This is a genomic window from Enterococcus spodopteracolus, from assembly GCF_030441955.1.
Classification (GTDB): Bacteria; Bacillota; Bacilli; order Lactobacillales; family Enterococcaceae; genus Enterococcus_B; species Enterococcus_B spodopteracolus.
Genome location: NZ_JARJHD010000012.1, coordinates 20,842 through 46,864, shown reverse-complemented (window position 1 = coordinate 46,864; position 26,023 = coordinate 20,842). Strand labels below are relative to the sequence as shown.

Annotated in this window: 17 protein-coding genes; 6 read left to right on the top strand and 11 right to left on the bottom strand. The window is 39.1% G+C overall.

All coding sequences use genetic code 11. The features are described 5' to 3' along the window. Positions 1 to 36: 36 nt before the first annotated feature. Entirely contained in the window at positions 37 to 711 is a 675-nt protein-coding gene (locus P3R27_RS11765; protein ID WP_034689494.1) for a prepilin peptidase, read from the top strand. A gap of 86 nt (positions 712 to 797) precedes the next feature. Here P3R27_RS11765 and msrA read toward each other — a convergent pair whose 3' ends face one another. From msrA to rpoB, 3 genes are all read right to left on the bottom strand, one after another. Further along, entirely contained in the window at positions 798 to 1,322 is a 525-nt protein-coding gene (gene msrA, locus P3R27_RS11760) for a peptide-methionine (S)-S-oxide reductase MsrA (RefSeq protein ID WP_034689496.1), read from the bottom strand. Between the two features lie 287 nt (positions 1,323 to 1,609). Next, positions 1,610 to 5,263 carry a DNA-directed RNA polymerase subunit beta' gene (gene rpoC / locus P3R27_RS11755; RefSeq protein WP_126134410.1) on the bottom strand — a complete coding sequence of 1,218 codons (3,654 nt, stop codon included), beginning with the start codon at positions 5,261 to 5,263 and terminating at the stop codon, positions 1,610 to 1,612. Between the two features lie 80 nt (positions 5,264 to 5,343). Continuing rightward, positions 5,344 to 8,961: a DNA-directed RNA polymerase subunit beta gene (gene rpoB / locus P3R27_RS11750; RefSeq protein WP_010733925.1), complete on the bottom strand. Its 3,618-nt coding sequence runs from the start codon at positions 8,959 to 8,961 to the stop codon at positions 5,344 to 5,346. Positions 8,962 to 9,440: 479 nt separating this feature from the next. Here rpoB and P3R27_RS11745 point away from each other — a divergent pair, with 479 nt between their 5' ends. Further along, complete coding sequence (locus P3R27_RS11745; RefSeq protein ID WP_126134411.1) at positions 9,441 to 10,424, top strand: biotin--[acetyl-CoA-carboxylase] ligase; 984 nt, start codon at positions 9,441 to 9,443, stop codon at positions 10,422 to 10,424. Positions 10,425 to 11,114: 690 nt separating this feature from the next. Here the strand turns inward: P3R27_RS11745 and P3R27_RS11740 are convergent. Beyond that, a complete protein-coding gene (locus P3R27_RS11740; protein ID WP_034689502.1) occupies positions 11,115 to 11,348 on the bottom strand; it encodes a hypothetical protein in 234 nt (77 codons plus the stop codon). 304 nt (positions 11,349 to 11,652) lie between these two features. Between P3R27_RS11740 and P3R27_RS11735 the strand changes: the two genes are divergently transcribed. Beyond that, positions 11,653 to 13,059, top strand: a complete 1,407-nt coding sequence (locus tag P3R27_RS11735) for a hypothetical protein (RefSeq protein WP_126134412.1) — start codon at positions 11,653 to 11,655, stop codon at positions 13,057 to 13,059. Positions 13,060 to 13,530: 471 nt separating this feature from the next. Here P3R27_RS11735 and P3R27_RS11730 read toward each other — a convergent pair whose 3' ends face one another. From P3R27_RS11730 to P3R27_RS11715, 4 genes are all read right to left on the bottom strand, one after another. Further along, positions 13,531 to 14,520, bottom strand: coding sequence for a polyprenyl synthetase family protein (locus tag P3R27_RS11730; RefSeq protein WP_034689506.1), 990 nt, complete (start codon positions 14,518 to 14,520; stop codon positions 13,531 to 13,533). Positions 14,521 to 14,542: 22 nt separating this feature from the next. Then, entirely contained in the window at positions 14,543 to 15,109 is a 567-nt protein-coding gene (locus P3R27_RS11725) for a Gx transporter family protein (RefSeq protein WP_010733918.1), read from the bottom strand. Between the two features lie 12 nt (positions 15,110 to 15,121). Then, on the bottom strand, positions 15,122 to 15,532 hold the full coding sequence (locus tag P3R27_RS11720) for a NusG domain II-containing protein (protein ID WP_034689507.1): 411 nt from the start codon (positions 15,530 to 15,532) through the stop codon (positions 15,122 to 15,124). A 242-nt stretch (positions 15,533 to 15,774) separates the two neighbouring features. Beyond that, positions 15,775 to 17,706: an NAD(P)/FAD-dependent oxidoreductase gene (locus P3R27_RS11715; protein ID WP_034689508.1), complete on the bottom strand. Its 1,932-nt coding sequence runs from the start codon at positions 17,704 to 17,706 to the stop codon at positions 15,775 to 15,777. A 305-nt stretch (positions 17,707 to 18,011) separates the two neighbouring features. Between P3R27_RS11715 and pplA the strand changes: the two genes are divergently transcribed. The 3 genes from pplA to menA all read left to right on the top strand — a co-directional run bounded on the left by pplA (position 18,012) and on the right by menA (position 21,243). Next, a complete protein-coding gene (pplA, locus tag P3R27_RS11710) occupies positions 18,012 to 18,950 on the top strand; it encodes an extracellular electron transfer flavoprotein PplA (protein ID WP_301356748.1) in 939 nt (312 codons plus the stop codon). 229 nt (positions 18,951 to 19,179) lie between these two features. Next, entirely contained in the window at positions 19,180 to 20,277 is a 1,098-nt protein-coding gene (locus P3R27_RS11705) for an FAD:protein FMN transferase (protein ID WP_126134414.1), read from the top strand. 12 nt (positions 20,278 to 20,289) lie between these two features. Beyond that, on the top strand, positions 20,290 to 21,243 hold the full coding sequence (menA, locus tag P3R27_RS11700; protein ID WP_034689511.1) for a 1,4-dihydroxy-2-naphthoate polyprenyltransferase: 954 nt from the start codon (positions 20,290 to 20,292) through the stop codon (positions 21,241 to 21,243). A gap of 54 nt (positions 21,244 to 21,297) precedes the next feature. On the opposite strand, the gene P3R27_RS11695 is transcribed toward menA, so the two are convergent. From P3R27_RS11695 to P3R27_RS11685, 3 genes are all read right to left on the bottom strand, one after another. Continuing rightward, complete coding sequence (locus P3R27_RS11695) at positions 21,298 to 21,912, bottom strand: hypothetical protein (RefSeq protein ID WP_126134415.1); 615 nt, start codon at positions 21,910 to 21,912, stop codon at positions 21,298 to 21,300. Further along, positions 21,913 to 22,848, bottom strand: coding sequence for a hypothetical protein (locus P3R27_RS11690; protein ID WP_126134416.1), 936 nt, complete (start codon positions 22,846 to 22,848; stop codon positions 21,913 to 21,915). It lies immediately after the preceding gene. Positions 22,849 to 22,909: 61 nt separating this feature from the next. Then, on the bottom strand, positions 22,910 to 25,999 hold the full coding sequence (locus P3R27_RS11685) for a lysozyme family protein (protein WP_301356747.1): 3,090 nt from the start codon (positions 25,997 to 25,999) through the stop codon (positions 22,910 to 22,912). Positions 26,000 to 26,023: the final 24 nt, after the last annotated feature.

Below are 26,023 nucleotides of genomic sequence, written 5' to 3'. Positions count from 1 at the left end.
CTTTTTGCGTATCTTAACCAAAAGGAGGTTGGTCTGATGTTTCTTCATTTTATCATTGGTTGTTGCTTTGGTTCTTTTTTGTGCTTGGTCGCACAACGTGTTCCTAAAGACCTTTCTATTATTTCCCCTCGTTCTCATTGTGTCAACTGTCACCAAACATTGCGTTGGTATGAGTTGATTCCATTACTTTCGATCCTCATGCAACGATTTCGTTGCCGCTCTTGTCAGACCAAACTTTCACCCATGTATCCACTGGCTGAGTTGATCAGCGGTACGCTATTTATGTATGCAGAATGCTATTTGCCAGATACAGTCCATTTGATTTGGCTATCCATTGCTTTTTTATTTTCACTGATGGATATTTTTCATCTTGCGATCGACATTCGTATCCTCTATTTCTCATGGACGTTCTTATGGGTCTACTGGTTATTGACCGATCAGTTTCAAGTCAGTACAAGTTTACTATTCAGCTTGATCAGTTTCGGTTTGCTGCGATATGGTCAAGCCTATTTAGGGGCCGGTGATACGTTACTCTTGCTTAGTTGGAGTGGCGGGATCACCTCCTCACAGCTCATCATGCTTTTATTTCTCGCCAGTTGCCTTGGAATCAGTTATTTTGGTCTCACGGCCTTACTTCATAAAAAAAGAAAACAGCTGCCCTTCATTCCTTTTCTGAGTATAGCTTTATGGTTGACTCTTCATTTTCGATAGCATAAAAAAGAAGAAGTACCCGGAGAAAATATCCGTCCTTCCTCTTGTCTTACATCTATCATACGTGACTACTTATGCTTAAAAGACTAGTCTTTCCAGTTTTTTCTAAGGAACCCTGCCCGGCCAGAGCCTTCACGATACAACTGATAATGGATTTTGTTTTTCTTGTAGTAATCTTGATGATACTCCTCTGCGGGATAAAAGGTCGTACGAGGTTCGATCTTTGTGACGATCGGTTGATCGAAACGGCCACTTGCTTGTAACTGTTGTTTTGAGTTTTCTGCGACTTCACGTTCTGCTTCATCACTATAATAAATGACCGGACGATAAGAGTCCCCACGATCAGCAAACTGCCCTAAAGCATCTGTCGGATCGGTCTGTTGCCAATAAATCTCGACCAATTGTGCATAGGTGATGATTTCAGGATCATATTCGATTTCAACCGCTTCAGTATGTCCTGTTGTTCCAGTCGTCACTTGTTCGTAGGTTGGATTTGGTACATGTCCTCCAGTATAACCGGACGTAACGGAGAGGATACCTGGTTGTGTTTCAAACGGTTTGACCATACACCAAAAACAGCCACCTGCAAATACAGCTTTTTTCACTGCCATTTCTTATCAGCTCCTTTGGTTTTATCATACTCATTTTCATTGAAATAAATAGTAATATGCTTATTTTACCCCCTACCGGTATTTTCAGCCTATTTTTATTGTTTTGCTTTTATTATTTGAGGACTTGTGGATAAGTTTTGGTATACATAATAATTATCCCCTGTGGATATCTATTGCCGTTTCTTTTATCCACAGTTACCTTCTACTTCCTTGATTCTAGTTTATCCACAAAAAGAAGGTCAAGTCCCTGAAACAGGAACTTGACCTTCTTTTTGTGAACTCATGGTTTATCGTGTTTGTTCATTCATTGCATCTTCGGCAGCCATTTGTGCTTCGATGTCAGAAATGCTATACACGTTTTCACTTGCAACGCCAACTTCTTTTGGTTCCATGTTGCGGTAACGTGGCATACCAGTACCAGCTGGAATGATCTTACCGATGATAACATTCTCTTTCAAACCAAGAAGTGGATCTTTTTTGCCTCGGATTGCAGCATCAGTCAAGACACGAGTTGTTTCTTGGAAGGATGCAGCTGATAAGAAGCTGTTTGTTTCTAATGATGCTTTTGTGATACCTAGCAAGACTGGACGAGATGTCGCAGGAACGCCACCAGCAACTAACGTATTGTAGTTTTGGTCTTTGAAGTCTGCGATATCTAACAGTGTACCTGGCAAGATTTCTGTATCACCTGGGTCCATGACGCGCACTTTACGAAGCATTTGGCGAACCATTACTTCGATATGTTTGTCGCCGATTTCTACCCCTTGCATACGGTAAACGCGTTGTACTTCACGTAAGAGATAGTTTTCAACAGATAGAACGTCACGTACTTGCAACAATTGTTTTGGATCGATTGATCCTTCTGTCAATGGTGCACCACGATGGATCATATCGCCTTCAGCCACTTTCATACGTGCAGTGTAAGGCACTGTATACGTACGTGTATCTGTTTTCCCTTTGATCGTTACTTCTTTGGTACGTGTAGCAGGATCTTCAGAGATATCGATGACATCCCCTGTTACTTCAGTGATCACTGCTTGCCCTTTCGGATTACGTGCTTCAAAGATTTCTTGGACACGAGGAAGACCTTGAGTGATATCATCTCCGGCAACCCCACCCGTATGGAACGTACGCATGGTTAACTGAGTACCTGGTTCACCGATTGATTGAGCGGCGATCGTACCAACTGCTTCTCCGACTTCAACGTCAGAACCAGTTGCCAAGTTACGTCCGTAACAATGTTTGCAGACACCATGTTTTGTGTTACATGTGAAGACAGAACGGATCGTTACAGTTTCAACACCTGCATCAACGATTTGTTTTGCGACATCTTCAGAGATCAATTGATTTCCGGCAATGATCATTTCGTTGGTTTCAGGATGACGAACTTCTTTACGTGTGTAACGTCCAATCAAACGATCTTCAAGAGATTCGATGATTTCATTTCCTTCACGGATTGCTTGGATCTCAAGACCGCGGTCAGTGCCACAATCTTCTTCACGAATGATGACATCTTGGGCAACGTCAACTAAACGACGTGTCAAGTAACCAGAATCGGCTGTCTTCAAGGCTGTATCAGTCATTCCTTTACGAGCCCCGTGAGTTGAGATAAACATTTCCAAGACAGAAAGTCCTTCGCGGAAGTTCGAAATGATCGGCAATTCCATGATACGTCCATTCGGTGCGGCCATCAATCCACGCATACCAGCAAGCTGAGTAAAGTTGGAGATGTTACCACGGGCACCAGAGTCTGACATCATGAAGATTGGGTTTTTCGCTTCCAAACCTTCCATCAGTTTTTGTTGGATGCTGTCTTTCGCAGCGTTCCAAACAGCGATTACTCGTTCATAACGCTCGTCGTCAGTGATCAATCCACGACGGAATTGCTTCGTGATCGACTCTACTTGTTTATGTGCTTCGTCAATGATCACTTGTTTTTCATTCAAGACACTGATGTCGGCGATCCCTACAGTGATACCTGCATGTGTTGAATGTTTGTATCCTAAGTCTTTCATACGGTCAAGCATCTTAGATGTTTCAGTTACTTTGAAACGTTTGAAGACTTCGGCGATGATGTTTCCTAAGTTTTTCTTCTTGAATGGTAAAACTAGTTCTTGTTCTTTGATGTGAGCAGGAATATCTGTTCCAGCTTCAACAAAGTATTTGTCCGGTGTTTGGACAGTCAAGTTGAAGTCAGTTGGTTCATTCAAGTAAGGGAATTCTGGTGGCATGATCTCGTTGAAGATGATCTTACCAACAGTCGTGATCATCGTACGTTCTTTTTGCCATTCTGTAAATGGTTTGTCCCCTAATGTCGTTGGGTTCACCCCAATACGTGAATGTAAATGAACGTAGCCATTACGCCATGCGATGACTGCTTCGTTTTGGTCTCTAAAGACCATTCCTTCGCCTTCACGACCTTCTTCTTCCATTGTTAGGTAGTAATTTCCTAAAACCATATCCTGAGAAGGTGTAACAACTGGTTTACCATCTTTTGGATTCAAGATGTTTTGAGCAGCTAGCATCAGCATACGTGCTTCTGCTTGTGCTTCTTCGTTCAACGGTACGTGAACGGCCATTTGGTCTCCATCGAAATCGGCATTGTATGCTTCACATACCAATGGATGCAAACGGATCGCACGCCCTTGGACAAGAACTGGTTCAAATGCTTGGATACCTAATCTGTGAAGCGTAGGTGCCCTGTTCAATAGAACTGGATGTTCTTTGATGACGTCTTCTAAGACATCCCAAACTTCATCTTCTTGACGTTCGATTTTGCGTTTCGCATTTTTGATGTTTGAAGCAAGTTCACGTTGAACTAATTCGCGCATCACGAATGGTTTGAACAATTCGATCGCCATTTCTTTTGGTAATCCACATTGGTACATTTTCAAGAAAGGACCTACGACGATAACTGAACGACCAGAGTAGTCGACACGTTTACCAAGTAAGTTTTGACGGAAACGACCTTGTTTCCCTTTCAACATATGAGAAAGAGATTTCAATGGGCGGTTACCTGGTCCTGTGACAGGACGGCCACGACGACCGTTATCGATCAACGCATCTACCGCTTCTTGTAACATCCGTTTTTCATTTTGAACGATGATTCCTGGTGCATTCAAGTCTAACAAACGTTTCAAACGATTGTTACGGTTGATTACACGACGATATAGATCGTTCAAGTCACTTGTTGCAAAACGTCCACCTTCTAATTGGACCATTGGTCGTAGATCTGGCGGGATGACAGGGATAACGTCCATGACCATCCAGCTTGGTTCATTGCCAGAAGCACGGAATGCTTCTAAAATGTCCAAACGGCGGATCGCACGTGTACGTTTTTGTCCTTGTGCAGATTTCAATTCTTCTTTCAACTCAGCTGCTTCAGCATCCAAATCAACGTTATCAAGTAATTGTTTGATCGCTTCTGCACCCATTGCTGCTTGGAATTCCTGGCCATATTGTTCACGTTTTTCGCGGTATTCGCGTTCAGTCAACAATTGTTTTTTCTCTAAGCTTGTGTTTCCTGGTTCAATAACAACATATGAGGCAAAGTAAATGATTTCTTCTAATGCGCGTGGGCTCATGTCTAATACAAGACCCATACGAGAAGGAATACCTTTAAAATACCAGATATGTGAAACAGGTGCTGCTAATTCGATATGACCCATGCGTTCACGACGAACTTTTGAACGAGTCACTTCCACGCCACAGCGATCACAAACGATTCCTTTATAACGGATACGTTTGTATTTTCCGCAGGCACATTCCCAGTCTTTTGTAGGACCAAAAATCCGCTCACAGAACAACCCTTCGCGCTCAGGTTTTAAGGTACGATAGTTAATCGTCTCAGGTTTTTTTACTTCACCGTAAGACCAGCTTCTGATTTTTTCGGGAGAAGCCAAACCTATTTGCATACTTTCGAATTTATTTACATCGATCAAAAGGGGTTCCCTCCATTTCATTTAATGGCAAAACCGCAAGGCGGCTGATCTTCGACCGCCTCACAGTATCTCAGACCGGATTAGTCTAAATTATCTTCTGCGGTTTCAAAGTTTTGGATGATGTCTTGTCTTTCATCTTCGACTTGTTCAGCAGCTTGTTTTTCTAGTTCTTTTGCTGTTTGTTGTTCAGCGAATTTTGTCAAAGCATCCACTGTGATCAAATCATCGTCTTCGTCATCCATGTCACGAAGTTCGATTTCGCTGTCTTGGATATCTAGAACACGCATGTCTAATCCTAGTGATTGTAGTTCTTTGACTAATACGCGGAAGGATTCAGGTACACCTGGTTTTGGAATTGGTTCACCTTTGACGATTGCTTCATATGTTTTCACACGTCCGACTACGTCATCTGATTTGTATGTCAAGATTTCTTGCAAGGTATAAGCCGCACCGTATGCTTCCAGTGCCCAAACTTCCATTTCCCCAAAACGTTGTCCACCAAATTGCGCTTTACCACCTAATGGTTGTTGCGTAACGAGTGAGTAAGGTCCAATTGAACGTGCATGCAACTTGTCGTCAACCATGTGAGCTAGTTTGATCATGTACATCACACCAACAGATACACGTCCGTCAAATGGTTCACCTGTACGTCCGTCATAAAGAACAGTTTTCGCATCGCTAGCCATACCTGCTTCACGAACTGTTTCCCATACGTCTTCATCACTTGCACCATCAAATACTGGTGTTGCAACGTGGATGCCTAATTGACGTGCAGCCATCCCTAAATGCAATTCCAATACTTGTCCGATGTTCATCCGTGATGGTACCCCTAATGGGTTCAACATGATATCGATCGGTGTTCCATCAGGTAAGAATGGCATATCTTCTTCCGGCATAATACGGGAAACAACCCCTTTATTACCGTGACGTCCGGCCATTTTATCCCCTTCGTGGATTTTACGTTTTTGAACGATATACACACGAACTAACATGTTGACACCTGGTGATAATTCATCGCCAGCTTCACGAGTAAAGATCTTCACATCGTGAACGATCCCACCTCCACCATGTGGTACACGTAGAGAAGTATCACGTACTTCACGTGCTTTTTCACCGAAGATCGCATGCAATAAGCGTTCTTCTGCTGAAAGTTCAGTTACCCCTTTTGGTGTTACTTTACCGACTAATAAGTCACCGTCTTGGACTTCCGCCCCAATACGGATGATCCCCATTTCGTCTAAGTCTTTCAATGCGTCTTCACCGACGTTCGGGATTTCGCGAGTGATTTCTTCAGGTCCTAATTTTGTATCACGAGCTTCTGATTCATATTCTTCGATATGGATCGATGTGTAAACATCATCTTTTACTAGACGACGGCTCATGATGATCGCATCTTCGTAGTTGTATCCTTCCCAAGTCATGAAACCGACTAAGACGTTTTGTCCTAGAGCCATTTCACCTTGTTCCATTGATGGGCCGTCTGCCAAGGTATCCCCTTTTTCGACTTTCTCACCTAAATGAACGATTGGGCGTTGGTTGTAACTTGTTCCAGAGTTTGAACGACGGAATTTTGTCACTGAGTATTTGTCTAATGCGCCATTGTCGCGACGAACGCGGATCTCAGAAGCATCGACAAATTCAACTACACCATCGTGTTTACATAATAACGCAGCTCCTGAGTCATGAGCTGATTTATATTCCATCCCAGTACCAACCCAAGGCGCTTGTGGATTGATCAATGGCACTGCTTGACGCTGCATGTTGGCACCCATCAAGGCGCGGTTGGAGTCATCGTTTTCCAAGAAAGGAATACATGCTGTCGCTACCGCAACTACTTGTTTCGGTGAAACGTCCATATAATCGACTTTATCGATCGATACTTCTAAGTTTTCACTTTGGGCACGAGCCATGACGATTTCTTCAGCAAATGTACCGTCATCATTCAACTTACTATTTGCTTGGGCAACGATATAATGGTCCTCGATGTCTGCTGTTAAATAATCGATTTGTTCTGTCACACGTCCAGTTTCACGATCAACACGACGATACGGCGTTTCGATAAAACCAAATTTGTTTACTTTCGCGTAACTAGATAAACTATTGATCAACCCGATATTTGGTCCCTCAGGCGTTTCAATCGGACACATACGGCCATAGTGGGAGTAGTGAACGTCTCGTACTTCATAGCCGGCACGGTCACGAGTCAAACCACCAGGTCCTAAGGCAGAAAGACGACGTTTGTGTGTCAATTCGCCCAATGGATTGGTTTGGTCCATGAACTGAGACAATTGTGAAGATCCAAAGAATTCTTTAATACTTGCGACAACTGGACGGATATTGATCAATTGTTGTGGTGTCAATGTTTCTGTATCTTGGATTGACATTCTTTCACGTACAACACGTTCCATACGTGCTAATCCGATACGGAATTGATTTTGTAAAAGTTCTCCGACAGAACGAATACGTCGATTTCCTAAGTGGTCGATATCGTCCACGTTGCCGATGCCTTCCATCAAGTTCAAGAAATAGCTCATTGAAGCAACGATATCCGCTGGACGAACAGTTTTCACTGTTGTGTCTGGGTAGCCGTTACCGATCACGTTGACTTCACGTTCTGGGTCTTTTGGTGAAAAGACTTTGATCACTTGGACAGTCATTGGATCAGTGACTACGCCATCTTCTGTTGGGTAGTAAGTCACAGAGTTCAAACCATTGTCGATGAACGGTGCTAATGTTTCCATCACTTGATGGGTCAAAGCTGTTCCTTTTTCAACAATGATCTCGCCTGTTTCAGGATCAACCAACGTTTCAGCTAACGTTAAGTTCAATAGACGTGTTTTCAAGTCTAATTTTTTGTTTACTTTGTAACGACCAACATTTGCTAAGTCGTAACGTTTTGGATCAAAGAAGCGGGCATTCAGCAAGTTACGTGAACTATCTGCTGTTTTTGGTTCGCCTGGGCGAAGACGCTCGTAGATGTCTTTTAATCCTTCTTCTGTTCTAGAATCACTTGCGTTTTTGTGTAAATCTTTTTCGATCGTGTTACGCAATGTTTCACTATCCCCAAAGATTTCAAAAATCGTGTCATCTGAACCGAAACCTAATGCACGAACTAATACAGTCAATGGAATCTTACGTGTGCGGTCGATACGTACATAAGAGATGTCTTTTGCATCAGTTTCCATTTCTAACCATGCACCACGGTTAGGGATCACAGTGGAACCGAATCCTTCTTTACCGTTTTTGTCTACTTTCCCATGGAAGTAAACACCTGGTGAACGGACTAATTGAGAAACGATAACACGTTCCGCACCATTGATGATGAATGTACCTTGCTCTGTCATCAATGGGAAATCACCGAAGAATACTTCTTGGGCTTTGATTTCGCCTGTTTCACGGTTTGTTAAACGTAAAGTCACATGTAATGGTGCAGAGTAATTTGCGTCATGTGCGCGTGCTTCTGCTACTGTGTACTTTGGTTCTTTCAACTCATAATCTACAAATTCCAAAGAAAGATTGCCATTGAAGTCATCGATTGGCAAAATATCTTCAAACATTTCTCTTAGTCCTTCATCCAAGAACCATTGGTACGAGTCTGTTTGAATTTCGATCAAATTTGGTAATTCCAACACTTCACTGATTCGTGCGAAACTTCTACGTTCGCGATGTTTTCCGTATTTTACTACGTGTCCAGCCAAGCTCTTCACCCCTCTAAAATGTCATTCAAAAAGACTACCCGATCAATTGTTACAATAATATTAAAAATATTATATTTAGGTAACAACAGACATTTTTTGCGGCTTTTAGGCAAAAAAAAACCAAAAATAGAACGTTCTCTTGAGTACTTGCCTACGTGAGCTTCTACTTTTGTTTCCTTATATTAAAGCCGAAACGGACAATATTTCGTTTCTGCCTTCGCTTCATCAGATAGTTTTTGCAACTTCATATAATACACTGTTTAAACGTAAAAGTCAATACTTCCTGGCGTTTCCTGTAAATTTTCGTAATTGTTTCTTAATCTTTCTTTTTTGTTCCAATTTCGTCCATTCCTAATTGTATGACTCTTCCTCACAAAATCTTTTCGTCTTTATAGAGACTCAAACAAAAAGTATGACGCGCTGTCCTCATTCGATCGCAAATCTGTTAATATATAAGATAGTAGAAAGGAGATAGATCGATGACGACAAAAGCCAAGGTACTACACCTTTTAAAAAATACTCAAACATTTCTATCCGGTGAAAAAATCGCCCAACAACTGAATGTCTCCCGAACTAGTATTTGGAAAGCCATCAAAGAATTAGAAAAAGAAGGTTTTCGCTTTGACCATCAAGCGAAAGGGTATCGTTATCTCCCCTCCGATGTATTAGATCCTGTAGAGATTTCCCAAGCATTGTCCTCTTTTGATGTTCAAGTGAAGGTATTATCACAATCTGAATCCACTATGAAAGATGCTAAATCGGCATCTCATATGGATACTACGAAACCTAGTTTATTTATCGCGGATACACAAGAACAAGCCCATGGACGTTTTGGACGTTCCTTTTTCGCTCAACCAGGTCAAGGAATCTACATGAGCCTATTATTGCATCCACAAAAGCATTTTGAGGAATTACCACAATATACGTTGATTGCTGCCAGTGCATGTGTCAAAGCGATTCAAGAAACGACAGGAAAACATGCAATGATCAAATGGGTCAACGATATCTACCTTGAAGGGAAAAAGATTTGTGGAATTTTATCTGAAGCGGTAAGCGATATGGAAAGTGGTGAATTTCGTTCGGTGATTATTGGTGTGGGCTTGAATTTTTCGATCCCTCAAACGCAATTTCCTGATGAGATCCAGCAAAAAGCGACCTCCTTGTTTCCTGATGGTGAAGCATCGATTACTAGAAATCAATTGATCTGCGCGATTTGGAAACATTTCTTTAGGTATTTAGCCGACCCTTCGCACACCTATTTTGATCTTTACACAGAACGGTCATTTGTCCTAGGTAAGTCTGTCAGCTTTACCCGACAAGGAAAATCTTATCAAGGAATTGCCCAGGCAATCGGTCCAAAAGGAGAACTGATCGTAGATACGCCAAACCAGCGCTTCCAACTACTCTCTGGGGAAGTCAGTTTAACAGAAATCGATGGGCTACCATCAGCAAAAAGAGGCTAGTTCGTTTCCTAGCCTCTTTTTTATCAATGGTGGGTTTGTCATGCTCGCTTTATTTTCATAAGCTTGATGTCACGAGAAAACATGCAAGCTTCTTTACGATGTACTCTATTTTTCTACTATGTGCTTGATTCTATGTTTGAGGTACTACATTATGTGTTTTATTTTACTTTTGTGTCTACATCTAATTTCTATGTTTGTTCTATGTTTTAGTTCTATGTTCGATATCCTTTTTAAATTAGGATAGTACTATGTGCTATTGTCAGTAGCAGTAGAACAATCAAACTACTGCCTGGCAATACTAATGGACACCTGATACCATTTACCTACACTTTTATCTAAAGGCGCTGTCGCAATCTGTGATGCACGTCGTCAAGTAGGTGAGACCGAGCAACTATTTTTCCCCGAAATAGTTTTCGGCAATCCAGTGGCGTTCTATGTGTGTTGTTTCCTCTATTTACTACTTCTAAGTCATTCATAAGCTTATCTATTGAAGACCAACGATCGATTTCTCAACTTCTTCCTAACCATACCCCTCTTCCATTTAACGCCCCCTTTTTTGTTTTGCTGTCGTTCTGTTTGTATCATAACGCATAAGAAAATAAATGAATTCTTTTGTATTGAATTACAACATTTTTTATTTTTAGGTCAAATACAAGTAATCTCAAGTTAAAGACATTCTCATTTTTACTTTCAAATTTGACAGAATTGTAATTGATGGGCTTTTGAAGAAGTAAAATACTCGATTTTTAAATTGAAATTTTTTACGATCAAACAACGGATCAAAAATTTATCAGCTGGAGTTAATGGTTGTTGATATTCTTCTTCAATATCACGAAATGAAAAATTTTCCTTCTTTTCACTTAATCTAGTCACAATCTCAATCACTGTTAGTTTCGTTAGTTCTGTTGTATATTGTTTTCTCACAAAGACTCTCCTTTACTCATCTTTTTCTTTAATTCAAAATATAGCATGAAATTTTTCCTTTGTTAGACCCTTTTTTTCAAAAATAAAAAAGTTTGTTTCGTCTCTAAAAAAACTAATAATCTTCAAACCCTTTCAATACTAATTACTGACAATGAAGTACCTTACATACACTAGATAAAACATGACACGTTCAACTCAAATTACCTAGACCAATAAATTTCCTGAGATAGAAAATATCGGCGTAAATCACAAAGTAAAAAATGCTATTTTCATAATATACAATAAAATAAATAAGGAGAAAAAAATGCCTGAATTAAATGAATTGAAAAGTAATAAAGACATCATCCTTTTTTTAAACAATGCAATCTCCACAGAAAAGTTAGATCTATCCACACTTGATCCAGAAAGCGCTTCTCGTTTAAAGTTACATTTAATGATCAAAGAACAAGCATTCAAATTACAATTAAAAAATGCGAATATATCTGAAAAAGATTCAACTAAAATTGCTAAAAAATTGAAAATTATTGGAGAATTCACGAAACAGACAGAAACTATCAAACCAGAATTTGTCTATATGTCCATTCAAGAAATTAATGCTAAGATTGGAAAATTAACTACTGAAAAAAATAGGTTAGAGGCTGAGGTAAAGAAATTTAAGGCTATTATGGATAAGAATAGGAACAAACACGGCGATGAAAATGCATATATCCAAGCAGAAAGTAAACTCCGCAAGGCAAATCAGAAAATAGCCAAGGGCCAAACACAAATCTATAGTTACCGCGGAATGAAACATGTGATCAGCGTACAAGACCAACAGAAAGCGAATAGTAGCCAACGGGAAGCTGTGGGGCATTCTACCCAGCAACAATCAGTAGTCCAAAAAACAGCTGATCAAAAAACAGAAACTCAGCAAAAAGTGAAGCCCTTAAAAAACCATACTCAAAAACAACCAAGAGCACTTACAGAAAATGAAAAAAAGTTGGTAAACCAAATTATCCAGGCAGAACTTCAAAGAGAAGGCTTTGCTAAAAAAAGAGACGCTCTGATAAGTACTCCTGATGTAAAAGAAATCTATGCTGAATGGACTAGAAAAATGGGTGATCAGCGAATACGTGCAGACTATTTTTATGATAAACTTGAAAAATCTGCGCCTGATATGGTAAAAAAGATAGAAGAGAGATTTGCTAATTCTCCACATGGTGATTTACCCTGCCCATTAACGCCAAAAGAAATCCAAGCTCAAAAAAAACTACAAGAGACACAAGCAAAGTTACAAGTGGCGAAGGAAAAATACGACAAACATTATGGAGATATCATTATCGATTCTACAACTGATAAAGTAACCAAAACAAGATTTAGTGATAAAAAACCTACAAAACCAATAAAAAGTGAACATCACAAGACAGCTGAAAAAGAATTAGAGAAAGTATATGCAAAATTGGCACCTTATAAAAAAAATGAAAACAGTATAACTGGATTGATTGTTAATTTTTTTCGGATGAGTAAGATACGAAACTTACATCGTCAAAAAAAGGAATTGGAAAGAAAAATAGAGGAGTATAAGAAGCCGGAAAAAGGAATTTTGAAACCCTCACTTAGCGAAAAAGTGCAAGGGGCTCACTTAAAACAAAAAGCTCAGCTAACCAAACAGCCAGACCATCAAAAAACAAGATCTGAACGTGTGCAGCCTCAACCGAGTTTAGTCAAATAAAGAAAAACAGAAAGATTCTTTCCAAATGGAAGGATCTTTCTGTTTTTCTTTATTTATTCCTATCATCCAGTAACGTTTCCCCCAAAATGTAAAAAAGCTGATTGATAAGAATAAACAAAATATGAATGTTTTAACTACTTGTTTAGTCCATAGTTTACTCTATACTATGTAATATTTCTTCTAAGTTTTTCCTTTAGCACCCCTCCCTTATTTTTCCTTCATCATCTTATGTACTTAGGTCCATAAAATAAAGTAACGTACCTGCTCTTCCCGATGACCAATCCATGAGTCACGAAGAAGAGCAACAAACGTTTGATACGTGTTTTAATGCTAAATTGAAAAAAGCAATTACACAATACCTATTATTTAGCATACCTCTTTCTCCTAGACAGCGAAAAACCGATTTTTCTTTCCAAAGAAAAAAATGAGCGTTACCTAGAAAGTAACACTAATAACACTCATTTTCTGTAGTCAATCTGCTCGTTTTAAAATCAAAGACGTCAATGCGAACAATGTTTCTTTGGTTCTCGTTGACGTATCTGGTAGTTTTTTGATTTCTTTTAATGCTTGTTTTGTATAGGTTCTCGCCAGTTTCTGAGCATTAACAACCCCTTTTGCTTCAACTACCAATTGTTGAACTTTCTCAGCTTCAGTTTGTGACATCTGTTTTCCTTTTGATAAATATCCGAGTAACTCCGCTCGTTTATTCGTTTGCAAGGCGTAAATCAACGGCAATGAGTACACACCTTGACGAACGTCTTCTAATACAGGTTTGCCGATTTCATCACTTTGTTTTGTATAATCTAAAATGTCATCAATGATTTGAAACGCCATGCCGATCGCTAACCCGATATCCCCAGCTTTTTTTGCAAAACGTTCGCTTGTGCCACTTTCGTATGCACCTACAAAACAACTCAGTTGAAACAGTTCAGCGGTTTTACCAGAAATATTCTGTAAGTATTCTTCAACCGTCAACTGGGCATTGTATCTATCATCCATTTGCCCGAGCTCGCCGTTCAATACTTTTTCCATACTTCGAGCATTTAATTGCATACTCTTTAAGGAGGAGGTATATTCGGACAATAGTTTGAAACAACAAACAAATAAATAATCCCCCGCATAAACAGCGACACTATTGCCAAAACGGCTACGTAAGTTAGGCTTTCCTCTGCGTAAGTCAGCTTCATCAACGATATCATCATGGATCAACGTAGCAATGTGTAGCATCTCAATAGATGCTGCCAACGAAATGGCTTTATCGCGATCTTGCTCCGGGCCAAATTGAGCAAATAATAATTGATACGCCGGACGCAGTAACTTTCCACCTGCATGAATCGTTTCTTTTATCGCTTCTTCTACTGGTTTGTTTTTCAGCCGAACAACACTTTCCATTTTTTTTAGTGTTTGATTCAATTCCACTTGGATCGTTGGATAGTCCACCCACATTTGATGTAACTTCATAAAAAAACTCCTTGCATAACGCTTATTTTTTCAGAAATACCGATTGCCATTGACTATTGGTCTGTCGATCATAGTCTGCTTGGAAACGCTGAAGTGTTCTCACATGTTTCAGCAGATAATTAGCAGCTATCCCTATGGCCAATCCTGATAGAATACCTAGAAATGATAAAATCGGTAAGTAGAGCATGACTGTCCATGATTGAGCGATAAATGACGCGGTCAATAACTGACCGACATTATGCATAAATCCACCTGTCGCGCTGATACCAATAATGCTAACCCTTTTAGGGCCCAATTGTTTGACTATCAACATCCCTACATAACTCAACAACGCCCCACTCATACTATAAAGAAACGTCGAAATCGTGCCGCCTAATAACGTGGTCAAAAATAAACGCAACCAAAGTAATAAGAAGCTATCTCGTTTTTTCATTGTAAAAATTGCCACAATCGTAATCAAATTAGCCAATCCTAGTTTTGCACCTGGCGCAAAAGCGAAAGGATAAGGAATCATATTTTCCAATAAACCGATGATCACACCTTGGGCAACTAATAAAGATATATAGATCATTTTTTGTAATTTACTCATGACGTGAACCGTCTAATAAATCAGACTGTCTTCCCCACTCCCGTCTGTTGATCGCACTTCGATCACTAATTTGTGAGGCAAACAAACGATTGTTTCACCATTATTCGTTGCCCATCCTCGGCGAACGCAAATCTGGTCGTCGCAGTCTGCTTCTTTGATCCGAATTCGTTCCCCATCGATCTCGATCACGTTTTTGTCGCCATGATCATCTTCGTATAAATAGGTATAAGCTTTGGTTTCAGTTACCAACGGAAACGTTTTGATTTCTGTTCCATCGACTCGTAGCACCGCTTCTTTATTTGGTGTTACATCCACTTGTTGATAACTAAAGATGAGAACCGGCAAGAAGGAGAGCATGACTAACAAAAGAATAATGATGATATCCCAAGGTTTTAATAAACTTTTTTGAATAAATTCTTTCAAGTACTCACTCCCTTTTTCTCCTCGTTTGATTGCTCCAATTTTACCATGAATAACGAAAGTTGTGAATGAGAGGCACAACACAGCTAATTCAAGGATTTGATCGATTCATCATTTTTATACGAACCTATTTAAGAAAAAGACGAGCTTGGAATGTTTGCACACCCCAAGCTCCTCCTTATTTCTTCTCATGACATGATTTTAGTTGCTAAAATCTTTTTGATTATTTGAATGGTTAACTTTCTCTATTCACCGTAACGTGCTTTTGGTTTCCCGTACCACCAATTACCGAGTGTTTTCTGTAACCAAGGAATCACCCAACGATCCAAACCGATCGCACGACCTGAACCATTCATCAATGCGAAAGCCACAAAGATGAACCAGATGTTTACCCAGTAGAACATTCCAGAAATACAGAAAGTGATGACTAAAACAATCGTTGTCGCACTGCATAACCAAGTGAATAAACCGGCAATCAATGCCAACGCTAACGCGATTTCAAAGAAGACCATGAATTTTTGGAAGAACATCGCTACATCGTTATTTGGCATGATGACTTGCATCATGCTGTTGAACCAGTCTGGTGATTTATCGATCACTGCCATTGGTTCTTCACCATATGCGTAGCTCAAGCCAAAATGTGCCGCTTGTGTTGCTGCTTCTCCAGTTGTTGCACCTGCACCGCTCGCAGCTGTTGTTGCATCACCTGCTGCTGAAGCACCACTTGCTACATCTGCTACATTGTATTCCCAAGTCCAAGGGAACACACTGTTCCCAGTAAACCATGAACCTTCACCAAACCAAGTGCTTGGTTTTAATACTTCACCATTACCGATCATTTTTTTAGAAGCTTCGACTAACCAAACGAGACCGTAGAAGATTCGTAATGGGACACTCCATAAAACATTACCGTAACGGGAAGAATGTCCACGAGTCACATTGCGATCATCTTTGATATGAAAGAATTCGTGCATCATATATTGGAACATATAATAACCTGAACGGATATCAAAGAAATATTTCAGGTTGACGATATGCTTCATGATAATTGCTAAAAAGCCACTTAAATGGATTTTGTCAAAAAGGTTCGCTACACCCCATTTTGCACCAACAGAAACCATAAATCCTTGGTAGTTTCCTTTAAATTTATGTTTCTCGCCACCTTTAATCGAAGCCACGATATTCGCTGCAGCTGTATGGCCTGTTTGTTCTGCGGCTTGAACAATCTGTGGTGTTGGTGTATTAGGGAATTCTTCGTAATACACTAAATCACCAATGATGTAAATATTTTGTTCTTCATAGCCTTTTGCTTGCATATATTCGTTTGCTACTAAACGTTGGCCACGTGCAGTCTCTAATCCGAAATCAGCCGCATCTGTTGTTCCTTTAACACCTGCTGTCCAAATCAAGGTATGCGTAGGCACTTCACGACCGTCTTTTAATTTGATATGGTCAGGAGCGACTTCAACGATTGGCGCATTCAACAATAGCTCAACATTCTTTTTATTTAAATAACGTTCTGCTTTGGCTGCATCATTACGATCCAACATATTCAAAATCGTTGGCATTGCTTCAACAACCATTAGTGTAATCTCATTTGCATCTAGTTTGTAGTCTTTGGCTAAACGATCTTTCCAATCCACTAACTCACCAATCATTTCGATTCCCGTAAACCCAGAACCACATACAACAAACGTTAACATTGCCTTACGCAAATTTTCGTCTGGTTCTAATGCTGCTTTTTCGACTGTTTTCTCAATGTGCTTACGGATCTTAACGGAATCTTCAAATGACCAAAGAGTAAAGCCATTTTCTTTAACACCTGGTGTACCAAAATCATTTGGTTCACCACCCATACCTAAAATCAATTGATCGAATGGATAAGCGCCTAATTTGGTTTTGACGATTTTTTTCTCTTTGTCGATGCCAATTACTGTATCAGTCACTAGGTCTACATTTTTTTGTCTTGCAAATAATCGTTGTAAATCGTACTGGATCGCCTCTGGTTCCACACGTCCGCCTGCAACTTCGTGAAGTTCTGTCATCATCGTGTGGTACGAATGACGATCAATCAATGTGATTGTTACGTCTTCTTTTTTCAGTTTCTTCGCTAAGTGTTTTGTAGCTGAAACACCCGCATAACCAGCACCCACAACGACAATATTTTGCTTTGTCATTGAATATCCGCTCCTTATTTTTCATCTATATAAATTATTAATAGTTGATCGTTTTTTCAATTTGATAATGATTACACAATCTTTATACATTATATAGATGTTTTGTATATTTGTCTAACACCTTTTTATGTTTTTTTTGTTACAATAAAAACGCCTATTTTTCACGAAATTTCCAGAAAGAAAACGCTCAATTAAATCACTGTCGTTATTTTTGTAAAACGGTTGACTTATTGATGATATCCATTAGAATGTATAATGAATCACAAGGAATTTGTGGACAAAAAAATGAAATGGTGGGGTTAAAAATGAAGAAAAATCGGTTTGTTACGGGGGTTGCGGTATTAGCATTCTCAACATTGATGCTAGGAGCTTGTGGATCAGATAACAATGATAGTTCAAGTAGTACATCTTCTTCTACTTCTACTGCACAATCTTCTACAACAGAAACTAGTACAACAGAATCAACTAAAGAAATCGTTGCTGGTGGAGAATTACAAAACGGTACATACAAGTTAGAAGAAAAAAACTACTCTAATGGTTATCGTTCAGTATTTGAAATCGTTGTAAAAGACGGCAAGATCACTGAATCAAACTTTGATTACATCGATGCAGATGGCAAATCAAAACAAGATGACGCGGAATACAACGAAAAGATGGAAGCAAAATCTGGCACAAAACCAGAAACGTTCATTCCTGAATTGAACGATCAATTGGTAAGCGCACAAAGTGCAAGCGATGTAGAAGTTATCACTGGTGCGACACACTCATCAGAAAGCTTCCAAAACTATGCACAACAATTGATCCAAGCGGCTCAAGCAGGTAACACAGAAACAATTGAAATCGACAATGGCGCGGAATTACAAGACGGCACATACAAATTAGAAGAGAAAAACTATTCGAATGGTTACCGTGTACAATTTGAGTTGACTGTTGCAGATGGCAAAGTCATTGAATCAAACTTTGATTACATCGATGCAGATGGCAAATCAAAACAAGATGATACAGAGTACAACGAAAAGATGAAAGAAAAATCTGGTACTGATCCTCAAACTTACATCCCAGAATTAAACGATGAACTTGTTTCAGCAATGGGCGAAGAAGATGGTTCTCCAGCAGATGTAGAAGTTGTTACTGGTGCAACTCACAGTGCACATTCATTCATCATGTACGCACAACAATTAGTCAATGCTGCTGAAAAAGGCGATACACAAACAATTGAAGTCGATAACATTGTGACAAAATAAACTTTGTCTAACAGAAGGCTCATCTGCCTTTACGATAATCCTTTTGGAGATGTGGCAACTGTCACATCTCTTTTTCTGTGCTATCCCTACAAACGCTACACCCCCCGAAAAAAAGATGTTCATTCCTGCCAGATTATATTAGAATACAAAGCATGAACTTACTTTTGATTTCGCTTAGAGATTTCTCTTTATGTGGAACATGAAATAGATAAAAAGAAATGAGGAATAGATGTTGAAGAAACGATTACTTCCTTTTGTCTTGTTTTTGTGCCTATTGACCGTGGCTGGTTGTCGCACAGATTCAACGACTGAAGACAAACAAGAGAATAACACTTCCCTGCTTTCTGACCCTTACACAGACGAACAATTTTTGCTTGGTACTTACGTTCGTATCCGTATCTACGATGAAGGGAAAGAAGACGTATTGAAAACTGCTTTTGACCGAGTCAAAGAGTTAGGCGATAAAATCACAATCAATCAAAGCGGCTCCGAAGTTGATGAAATCAATCAACAAGCAGGAATCCAACCAGTCAAAGTATCCGACGATGTGTACCGTTTATTAAAACGAGCATATGAGTACAGCGAAGACTCACATGGAGGCTTTGATATGGCAATCGGTCCCATCACGCAACTATGGCGTATCGGTTTCGATGATGCCCGTAAGCCATCTCAAGCAGAAATTGATGAAGCATTGAAGTTAGTCGACTACCATAAAGTCAAATTCAATGATGAAGAAAAGACTGTTTACTTGCAAGAAAAAGGCATGATCCTTGATCTAGGGGCAATTGCGAAAGGGTTCATTACCGATGAAGTCGTCAAAGTCTTGAAAGACAATGACGTAACGACTGCGATCGTCGATCTAGGTGGGAATGTCTATGTTCTTGGACACAGTCCTAGAGGAGAAGATCAAGATTGGACAGTCGGTATCCAAGATCCGAATCTTGCCCGTGGTTCGATCCTCGGCTCGATCAAAGAACGAAATAAAACATTAGTCACATCTGGAATCTATGAGCGCTATTTAGAAGTCGATGGCGTGAAATATCATCACTTGTTTGATCCAAAAACTGGTTATCCATTTGACAATGACATCGCTGGTGTCACGATCATCACCGATCAATCTATTGATGGAGACGGACTATCTACTGCAGTCTTCGCCATGGGTGTCAAAGATGGCTTGGCTTACATCGAGGATAAACTGAATGACGGAACTGAGGCGATTTTTGTTACAAAAGATGATAAGGTCTATGTGACAGATCCAATCAAAGACACTTTCAAACTCGCTGAAGATTCAAAATATACTATGGGCGATCGTTCTGAATTAAACTAAGGAGTAACTGATATGACACTAAAAATCTTTTTAGAAGTAGTTGAACTACGTACGAAGGTCGCTAGTGTATTTCCTTTTGCGATAGGGGTTTTATTCTCTATCGCTTTTTTTCACGAAATACAGTGGCTGAACACTTTACTGTTTTTTATTGGTATGCTTATCTTTGACTTAGCAACTACCGCAATCAATAACTATATGGATTATGAAAAAGCACATTCGGAAATTTATAAATATGAAGAGAACGTCATTGGACGGACTGGTATTTCACCAAAACTCGTACGAAACATGATTTTGGGGATGATTGCTTTTGTCTTAGTCATCGGTATATTACTGACGTTGCGGACCGGTTGGTTATTGTTGCTAATGGGCATGATTTGTTGTTTTATTGGGATTTTTTATACTTTTGGTCCTATCCCTTTATCACGTATGCCATTAGGAGAGATTTTCAGCGGTTTTACCATGGGTTTAGGGATCTTTACGATGGTCATCTATATCAACACTCATCGTAGCGATCTATTTGATTTAACCCTGTCTTTAGCAACTGGCACCTTCAATTTGTCTGGCAATATCTGGGCAGTAGCCACCATCTTTCTTGCAGCACTCCCACTTGTTTTTACGATAGCCAATATTATGTTAGCGAATAATTTACGCGATTTGGAGCGAGATATTGAAAATCATCGATACACGTTAGTTTTCTACATTGGTCGCCCAATCGGTATCATGCTTTTTCAACTTTTGATGTATGCGTGCTATCTGATTCTTTTAGTAGGACTGATTAGTGGTATTTTTCAATGGCCAATCCTTCTGGCTTTCTTGACTATACCAAAAATCTATCTTAATCTTCAGCTATTCAAAGAGAGTCTACCGCAGCCTATCAGTTTTAGCTATTCGATCAAAAATATGATTTTGTTCAACAGTAGTTATGCACTTGGTTTATTCGCAACGATTCTTCTCAATCAACTATAGACATAAAAAAACAGGTGGAAATTATCCACCTGTTTTTTTCTCTAGATCTACAGACTATCTCGTTGGTAATGGTGTACCTTTACCTTTCGCTAGTGGATTTCTTGTCAATCCCTGACTTATTAATGCATCATTGTGTAGTTTTGCTTGACTATTCGCTCTGTTCGTCATTGCGGATAGTCTTGGTTTTCCATCTGGAGTGCCTCCTTTTTCAGCTGAATTACTCCTAGAGAGTAAGGGCTTTTCAGCTGAACTTCGTCCATGGGACATTGAGGCAGTCCCCTGTTCTCTGGTCAGGTGGTCTCTACTAATAACAAGTTTCCGCTTAACAAAGTTCCAGGCTTTTGATAAAGTTCCCTTATCTTTTGACTCTTTGTCTATTAACTTTTCTCTTCCATCTGCACGATTTTGCTGATACGTTCTGTATTTTTGTCTTAAGAAACGCCAAGCTCTGGCTAGAATTCCTTTTTCTTTTGGATCTTTACTTTTTGGATTTTCTCGTGCTTCTTTACGTTTTTGTCGAAATGCTTGGACTTTTCGAAATACTTTTATTCCTAATTGGAAAACTTTTTTTACGAATTTATAGAGCCAAATTGGTCCTCTTTGAAAGATTCTTTTAAAAATATTCTCTATCTTATCGATTTCTGGATCTTTATCAGCGTTATTTTGCATTTAGATCACATCTCTTTCTGTTATAGTGACTGTATTACCCTCTTCATCTGTGGTTTCTTGTGTTCTTGAGGTGTCTGAACGACTCGTTCCATCTTGTGTCATTTGTACAGACTCATACGGCTTTTCAAATAGAGTGTTCCATTGGAAGCTTCCTTCATTTCCAAGTAACCTGTATTTATTCGCTTCTTCAGTGATTCTAAAAGTGATTGTTTTCTGTAGATTCCCACTGTCTGTTCGATTGACAACAAAGTTGGCACCCTCATGATCGGTATCAAATGAAACAATTCGATACTCAAACGTTACTTCTTCATCTGATTTTCCTTCTTCATTTTTTTTCTGAGTAAATGTATCTTCTCCAAACTCTAACGTAAATGAACGACTAGTGTTCGTATTTTCCCATGTTCCTTGCATCAAGATATCCATCCACATTTGCGAAACTGCTTGTTGCGCGGCTTCAATCTGTTCAGACATTTCTGCTTCTAACTGCGCTTTTACTTCTTCTGTAGGATAAAGATACACATCTTCCCCATCATCTTCTCGATATAAGATCGTGTTTCCCATCTTGGTTTGTAGAGCAAATTCTTTGGTTTGCTTCTTATCGTTTTCTAAAACTACCTGCCCACTTGTATTTAAATAATAGATCCCTGATTCAAACCACTCACTAGATACTTTATACGTTCCATCAGTTGCTAATACGATTTCTGTATCATCTGGTAGATTAGAATACCAGGTGCCACTGTAGATCGTTGCGTTAAAACGATCTCTTGACTCTGTTGTTGCTTGTTCTTCTGTCGTTGAGTCTGTTGATTTACCTGTATTTTCTTGTGCAGTATTCATTAATGAATATCCTACGAGCCCAGCAACCACAGCAACAAACAATCCAAGTCCGATAATTATTTTTTTACCTGACTCTGTTTCTAAAAAATTTTTTAACATACTTCCTCCTTTCAAGATATCTTCTAAACCATCTCTGTTAATTATTTTCAGTATTATCTTCTTATGGCAGGCCATATCCTGAAATAACATTACTTCCAATGGCGTAAGTTCTTCTTCTTACTAGATTGTCAGAGTTACCTTCGATGACCTGAATAATATTTCCACCAGAATATTCAACGATTCCTACATGATCTTTTCCTGTTCTTTCACCAGACCAGTCGAAAAATACAAGGTCCCCAGATTGAGGAACATAATTTTCATTATGTGTTTTGAACTTATCATTCGCTTCAAACCATTCTTTCATATCAAGAACATTTGCTGTATTCAATACTCGTCCTTGTTCCAAGTACCCCGCTTCATTTGCTAGCCATGAAACGAATACGGCTGACCACTCCATTCGATTGTTGAATCCAGCCCATCGCCAATACTTCTCACCATTCGGATTGCCAAATTCTTTTCTAGCAAGCTCAGCTAATCTGCCTGTATCTGCCATGATGTTTCTTGTAACCATAGTGGTATAAAACATATTGCCAAAAGCATAGCGCCAGTTATAGCCCAATCCTTGCGCAACAATATGATCGAACGGCATGGTTTGATTATTACTTTTCATTTGTGCATACAATCGTGCATCTTCGAAGGAATAGGGCGCATTTCGTTTGATCAGATCATCAAGATACGCTTCACCATAATTATAGGCTTGAACCGCTGCCAGACCATTCAGATTATTACTTTGTGCTTTTTTGAGCAGATAAGCAAAATATTCGACGCCTTTTTCAATCGATTCCTCTGGCGTAGTGATTTTTTCTAGAGATGATAGTGCCAGTTGCGCATTTATGATATCTGGCTGAATGGCTTCATTTCCACCAGATTCCACCCAAATCATAGATAAAATCGCATTCGTATATGCTTCAATACCATGTTTACTCGTTTGTTCTGCAACTCTGTTTTGCCATTTAGTAACTGCTAATGGGGGATTGATCAGATTCCCATGTAACCCACCACCATTACGCATATAGGCTAAGTTGGTATCCGTACTAAAGGCTAAATTATCGATGTAGATCGCTGGATAAACATCCGGATCTTTATGCCAGAAACGATATTCTTTCATTGCAACTAATAAATTCCCATTAAACTGATTTCTTGTATAACCAATCAAATCCCCTGCTTCTAAGTTTCTTCCTGGTCTCACGACTGGATCGATGTTGACATAATAGGCATAATATTGACCAGTATCCGTTTCTATTGCCGTCGTCCTAGCTCCTGATCCATCGGTATGCCCAGCATAATAGCCATAGTTAATACTTTCCACTTCTTCAAATGTAGTGGCATAAACAGGCGTTCCTGGTTCTGCTTCCAAAGCGATTTGGTAATGTTGCGTATTGGGATCACGTCGACGATAGCCAAAATTATCCACTACATTTGCATAGTTCATCTTTCCAAATGGATTGGCCATAAAAATCTTATCTTCAAAGCGATCTTTTTCCATGATTGGGTAATATTTATCTATTTCATCGTCATCAAAGGCAATGACTCGTCCATAGTAATCGTCATCTCCAGAATAACGCCTAGACACATAGACCTCTACTTCAGGTTCAGAGTCAAACATTTCCCCAATCGTTTGTACATTTATTTTGACGGTAGCCACATTTTTTTTCTCACGTTTTACTTCTGTATGCTCTTCACCTGTTTCTTTATCGGCCGTTATTACAATGGTCTCAACTTCTTTATCCTTTTCAATGACGGTCGTGTAGTTGTAGACCATATCATGTAATGCATGGATCTCATCTTTTACCGTGAATACTTTGATAGGTTCAGATGATAATGGATGAGGTGCATCATGAAAAACGGCATATGTCCTATTTCTCAATGACCACGGAATCCAGACATCTGTTTTTTCTGCCACTCTTTTTCGATAGGTAGCAATGGCAATATTACCGATATCATAATCTTCAAATTTTGCATTTAAATAGTAGATATAGTTATCTCCGTTGGATATATACATAAACTGCTCTGGATCAGATTCTATCCCATTTACTTCAAAATAAACCTCATCATGCTCTGAATCATCAACTAGTCGATTGTATGTATCATAGACCTCCTTGTTTTTATAAGTATCTAACCATGTGACATAGTTGTATGCTTCGGTAATCATCATCGACTCGGTTTTTACTACGAATAAACTTAAAATCGTTGTCCAAAAAGAAACAAAGATCGAAATGATTGCAATGACCACGGCAACAATCAAAATAATAATAATTAATTTTAATAATAAGGGTAACTGTAGCATAAGAAGAACAGTTATGATCATCCCAACCAGATTCAAATTCCCCTCTTCATCTCGTCCAACCTTATCAATAATCAAGTCTTTGATTTTATTTTTAAAAGGATTTTTGGGTGAAATTTGATTTTTCAACATATTATCTAATTTGGTCCGCATATCCCTTTTAACTGCAACCTTCTTTTTTCCTTCTTTTCGCTTATTGTTTCTTTTCTTTTTTTCAAGCTGTTCATTTTTAGAAAGATGCAAGGCTCTTTTCTGATTTTTATGACGTATATTTGTTGTGTTAGAACTAATTTTTTCTTGTTGTCCTTGTTGCTTTTCCAGTTTTGCTTTACTGGTGTATCCTTTGTAGGTAGTATTTTTCTTTTGTTGTTCACGAATCTGTTGATGGCGGTTCTTTTGATTAAAAATTGCTTGAGTGTTCGCTTTTTCTTTTTTTTGATCTGTGTTGTTATTAGTAACAGGAGCAGGAGCGATGGTTGGATCGACTTTATTAGGGCGCATCATTGAATCATATTGCTGTTGCTTTAGCTCATCTCTTCGACTCTCTCGAACTCTTTTTCGTCGATGGATGCTCTGGGTATTGACCGATTTGCCTTTATTGGTACTATCTGAAGGTTCCGGATTCACATTATTCTTATCGTTTTTTCTTTGCTTTCTCTGAAAACTTGCTTGCTGGGAGTTTCTTTTGATACGAGGATTGTTCCCATTCAATAACTTCATCAGCTTTTTTCTTCGAGAAGTACTAATAGAATTATCTTTTTTTAAAGATAGTTTGCTACCTCTTACTACCATTTTTTTATTATTTGTGCTGGTAGTTGTAGCATTCTTACCTGCCCTGTTCTTGTCTAAAATTTTTGAATCAGCCACTTTCCTGTTTCCTTTCCCGTATGC